Origin of the sequence: Eubacterium sp. CAG:161, assembly GCF_000432355.1 — a bacterium.
Lineage (GTDB): Bacteria > Bacillota > Clostridia > Lachnospirales > Lachnospiraceae > Eubacterium_G > Eubacterium_G segne.
Genome location: NZ_HF991832.1, coordinates 1 through 5,111, shown reverse-complemented (window position 1 = coordinate 5,111; position 5,111 = coordinate 1). Strand labels below are relative to the sequence as shown.

Annotated in this window: 5 protein-coding genes; all 5 read right to left on the bottom strand. The window is 35.2% G+C overall.

All coding sequences use genetic code 11. From position 1 onward, the window contains the following. Nucleotides 1–1,190: group II intron reverse transcriptase/maturase (gene ltrA / locus Q5O30_RS00240; protein WP_302674483.1), on the bottom strand; the 1,190-nt coding region annotated here is incomplete at its 3' end. 685 nt (nt 1,191–1,875) lie between these two features. After that, entirely contained in the window at nt 1,876–2,445 is a 570-nt protein-coding gene (locus tag Q5O30_RS00235) for a type IV secretory system conjugative DNA transfer family protein (RefSeq protein ID WP_021951765.1), read from the bottom strand. Then, complete coding sequence (locus Q5O30_RS00230) at nt 2,445–3,560, bottom strand: PcfB family protein (RefSeq protein ID WP_021951764.1); 1,116 nt, start codon at nt 3,558–3,560, stop codon at nt 2,445–2,447. Before Q5O30_RS00230 ends, Q5O30_RS00235 begins: the two co-directional genes overlap by 1 nt. Before the next feature lie 5 nt (nt 3,561–3,565). Beyond that, entirely contained in the window at nt 3,566–3,943 is a 378-nt protein-coding gene (locus tag Q5O30_RS00225) for a hypothetical protein (RefSeq protein ID WP_021951763.1), read from the bottom strand. Nucleotides 3,944–3,952: 9 nt separating this feature from the next. Then, on the bottom strand, nt 3,953–5,044 hold the full coding sequence (locus tag Q5O30_RS00220) for a hypothetical protein (protein ID WP_021951762.1): 1,092 nt from the start codon (nt 5,042–5,044) through the stop codon (nt 3,953–3,955). Nucleotides 5,045–5,111 lie beyond the last annotated feature (67 nt).

The following is a 5,111-nucleotide window of genomic DNA, read 5'->3' as shown; positions in this document are numbered from 1 at the left end:
ATGCAATAATAATTTTGTATTCCTCTAATGGCTGAATTATAGTTTTTAATTGCCACTGTTGGGTTGTCTTTTCGAATGTTAATTATTTTGGCTTTTAGATTGCTTTTTGCATTCTTAATTGCCTTGTCACTCATATCAGTCTTTGCTATATAACCATATCTGGTCTTCCCCTTTGGAACGACTTTTATTTTAAAACCTAAATATGTTGATGAGTTTTTCTTAAGATTTATGACTTTTGATTTTTCTTCACTTATGTCCAATTTCAATCTTGTTTTTAAGAAATCCACTGTTGCGTGATACCATCTCTGTGCTTCGTTATAACTTCCACACATTATTTTGAAATCATCTGCATATCTTATTAGAAATCCATCTTTCAGATTGGTGTATTTCTTCGCATATGTTCGAAATGCTGCAACATTAGACATTCTGTTTGGTTTGAATGTTTCCCATTGATTACTTATCCACCAATCTAATTCATTTAAGACTATTAGGGATAGTAGTGGACTTATTATTCCACCTTGTGGTGTACCTTTTGTCGGTATTCCTTCTCCCTTTATTTCTGACTTAAGTATCTTACTTATGATACTTATTAAACGCTTGTCTCTTATTCCAAGTGTCCATATCTGTTTCAAAAGTTTTCCGTGGTCGACATTGTCGAAAAACCCTTTTATGTCAACATCAACACAGTAGTAATGCTTGTACATATTTATCATACTAACTGTTCTACTAATTGCGTGATGTGTGTCTCTGTTTGGTCTAAAACCATATGAATGGTTGTGAAACTTAGGTTCACAGATTGGTTCAAGGACCTGCAATATGCACTGCTGAACCAATCTGTCCCATATACACGGAATACCCAATGGTCTTTTCTTGTCACTTCCTGGTTTTGGAATGTACACTCTTCTGACAGACTTAGGTTTGTAGTCAGCTAACATCTCTCTCACTGTATTAATCACAGTTTCATCTGTTAGTTCTTTAATATCGTCTATTGTCTTTCCATCAGTTCCCTTGGTATTACTACCTTTATTACTCTTTAGGTTTCTATATGCTAACCTGATATTTTCTTCTGAACCAATAATCTCCAGTAACTTATAAAAGTTGTTACCGTTTTTACTTGCTGAATACAATGAATCATATACTCTTTGCATATCATAATATTCGTTGTATCTCAATTTGGTTTTCTTTAGCATGGTCTGTAACCTCCTATCTAGGAGTGATTACATCTCTTAGTCTTACTCGAACCCATACCATTCGACTTTAATTTGCTTAACTGTATGACTAGAGGTCTTCCCTCCACCGCTTATTATCACGGTTTCTTCGGTACTATACCTCCGCTTTCACTGACATAATCTCACTTATATCACTATTGTGATTTTCCCGTTTGATACGTTTCGTAGAAAGTAGATTCTCCACGCTGTCAGCTTCCAACGTTCCAAACACACTATCTTTACATCTATCCTTAGGTTCCTTCTATGAGCCTGTTACCTTGACACTGCCTGTAACAATGTATGGACTTTCATAAAGGCGGAGTCTTACTCGCCCACAGTAACGACACTATTTGTGTCACTATGCATTTCTACATAGTCCCGATATAGACCCGTACATTCGAAGTTTCGTCAGAAGAGCTTAACTCTCTTCATTCTCACCATAGATAGTTTATAGACCCCCGGCATATAGGATACACATCTCACCTCTGAAATGCTTTCGACATCTAATCTGTTTCGGTATCTCTCTGCCGACTTCACCGAGCTTCTTACACTTTAGTTTCTACTAACTTAGGTGCAAGTCGGAGGATTAGGGTTGCCTTTCAGGACGTTACTCCATCATTCGACATATCGTGTGTTTAGTTCTCCGATTTACTACTATTTTTTTTATTCAATTATTAGTTGCAATCGTGCCATAGCTTTTCACTATGGAACGTTTCGCACCGCCTTTCGGATCAGTAACAATGAATGAACACTTATCAGGCATCTGCATAAGGTTTGGTTTTACTTCATAAAAAGTTTTTCCTGCACCGGAGCCACCGATAATAAGAACATTGTTATTAAGTTTTGTTTTTCTCGTATCAAGACTCATTCTTACATTCTGACTTAATATTCTGTTACAATGTTCATCCTTATTCTTAATTGTTTTGTTTACCTGATTTATATCGGCAAACTTTGCAGTTCCGTATTCCTTGCCGGGCATCAGATTTCTTCTGCTTGTATAGTACATAAGAACTGCCATGTCATATGTAAGTATTGCTACGGTAACTGCCTTAACTGTTGCTTTCCCTTCATAATAATTATAAAAAGGCTCTGCCAACACATGATTTAATGATTCCATAAATTCATTAATGTCCATACCCTGACTCCAGGCACCGTTTATCAGATATCCTAAATACGCTGCCAAAACTGCACCTATAAAAAGAAGAACAAAGGAAGGCTTTTTCTTCTTTTCTGTCATTATCTTCTGCTCCTTCCATGTTCTTCTGTTTTTAATGTAACTTCTTTATCAGGTTTCTTCTTTTCATATTTCTTTCTTACAGCAGCTTCCACACTGTCATAATGTTTAGAATATAATTCACTTCCCCTTATTGTCTGTACTACTCTGTTACTTCCGTCATAAAGTTTATATTCCTTTTCCATATCTAAAAATGTAAGCATTGTTTTTCCGTTATGTATTTCCATTATGTTTTCTTTTCTTATCCACACATAACGAACTTTTTCTCCCCATGTTCCTGGAACTCTTGTTTTAACAGCTACCTGACTTTCCTCATCTATCAGTGTTTTTGATATTGTAATGTCTGAAAGATTATTGTTTTTTGACATGGACACTGCCTGTATTCTCTCTGCAATACTACGATAACTGTTAATTCTTTTTGTAAAGGCATCTTTATCCATTGCTGCCTTATAACTATTATCCGTATCTGACTTTTCCAGTGCCCCCATAGTAACAAGTTTTCCAATTATTTCTTTTGCATCATCACTTCCTATATCAAACTTATCTTTTATGGTATCAACCGATACATCATTTTTTTCAACGGCATAAAGACCTATTTTTTCAATCAGCCCCTGTATTGCCTCTCCTGCTTTTTCTTCCTCCTGTGTATGAAACTTACCGTTTCCTTCTTTCTGCTTTTGAAAGTAGTCAATAAGTTTATTCTTTCCCTCACTGTCACTCTTTTTTACATAGTCATCAAATGTGCTGATATGTCCTGATTTCATTCTCTGCAGCATAACATTAATTCTTGGTGTTGCTTCCGAATGAAAAATTATTTCAGTCTGTCCCTTATTGATATTGGGCATTGTGGAATACAGTATTCCATACTTTTTTGCAAGTTTTTTAACTTTTTTCATTTCACTGTTGTCAAACTGTAAAACCTGCAGGTCCCCTCCTCTCATCAAAAGCTTTCTCATTGACGTTCTTCCAAGATTTTTTTCATAATCAAGCATTCCTTTTATTACATTTAGAACTTTTTTCATAGCTTCTATGCCGTCACTTCCGACTTTCATTGCTATCTCAATACCGTCATAAGCTACTCTTATAATCTGTACTGCTTCTGCTATTTCATCTGCCATATTTTTCACCTGCCTTCGTATTCTTTTACTTTATCCAAATTTCCGTTTTCAATTTCATATCTGTTAATGTCTACTCCCCATGCATTTAAAACGTTGCAAAGACTGTGAAGGATTTCTTCTTTTTCAATTCTCAGCATTTCAAGAGATGCTATAAGACTTTCTGCCGTCTCCACCCATAAAGGCTTTTTTTCTGCAATGGCAAGGTATCTTTTCTTTATGGTTTCAAAATCCCTATCTTTACTTTTTATCTCTTCAATCATGTTGCCGGTAAGTTCTCTGTCTCCTGTACTCATTCCATATTCCATCACAAACACCATTTCTTCTTCCGACATTCCTTCCAGTCTTTTCTTAATCCATTCCGCCATTTCTTTCATTGATAACATACCTGCCTCCTATCCCTGCAGACTGTTTTCCAGCTCTGCAATCTCAATTATTTCTTTCATTCTTTCAGCAGGCACTCTGCTGTTTATGATGTTCTCCAATTGATTTTCAGTAAGACCTTTTTCAATGGCAATTTTTATCTGGACAAGCTGGTTTCTGTCTAATTCTTCATCAATTACAAGTTTTACAAGATTTCTCCTACTTTTTGTTTTGATACCAAGTCTTGAAAAAATGCCTACCAGACCATGATTGTTTACTGATGTTTTTCTTTCAATGTCATTACTGTTAATTCTTACAACTGCACTTTTATTGCCTGCATATGGCATATTTCCTGACTGAAAAGAGAAATAATTATCGGCATCATTTCTTACATTATTAAAGGTTTCTTTATCCTGCTCATATTTCTTCTGCAATTCCTTTACCTTTTCTTTTAAAGCTTCATTCTCTGTTTTTAATTTTCCTGCTTCTTTTCTGTTTTCTGCAGCCTGCGAATAAGCTCTGTTTATCTCATCCTGTTTCTGTGACAGCAGTTCATCTTTTTCCTGATTTTCTTTAAGTATTCTTTCAAGCTCTTTCTGTTCTTTTTTATCCTGTGTAAGATTATTTAATACATCAGTAATTTCATCAAACTTTTTGTCCGTATTTCCAATTGATAACACCACCTCTTCAATATAATCCGTAAGTTTCTTTACATATTCAGGCTCCATTTCTGCCTCATCTGCCAGGCTGTCAGTTTTCTGTAAAATATCATCATACTGTTTCTTCATTGCTATTGCTTTTTCGCCACTTGATAGTATTCTTTCCACGTCTTCAATGGGAACTCCCTGTCTATAAAAATCAAGTCCCATTTTTAGTTTAGTAATGTCAACTCCTTCTGCCGTAAGTACTTTAATTACTCTGTCATCATAATCAAAACGTAAACACTCTGAATAGATTCTCATCCTTTCTATGTCCATCTTCTTATCTGCATATTTTGCTATCTGTTCTCTTGTAAGACCATAATCTGCATCATAATTTATCAGTTCCATTACTTCTTTGCTTAATCCTTTTTTCTTAAATCCCTGCACAATCATATTTTTATCTCTTGTAATATCACTGCTCATTTATTACCTCCTGTTAAACTAATAAAACAGCCTACTTTTGTGGCTGCTTGTCTCTTTCTTTTATTTG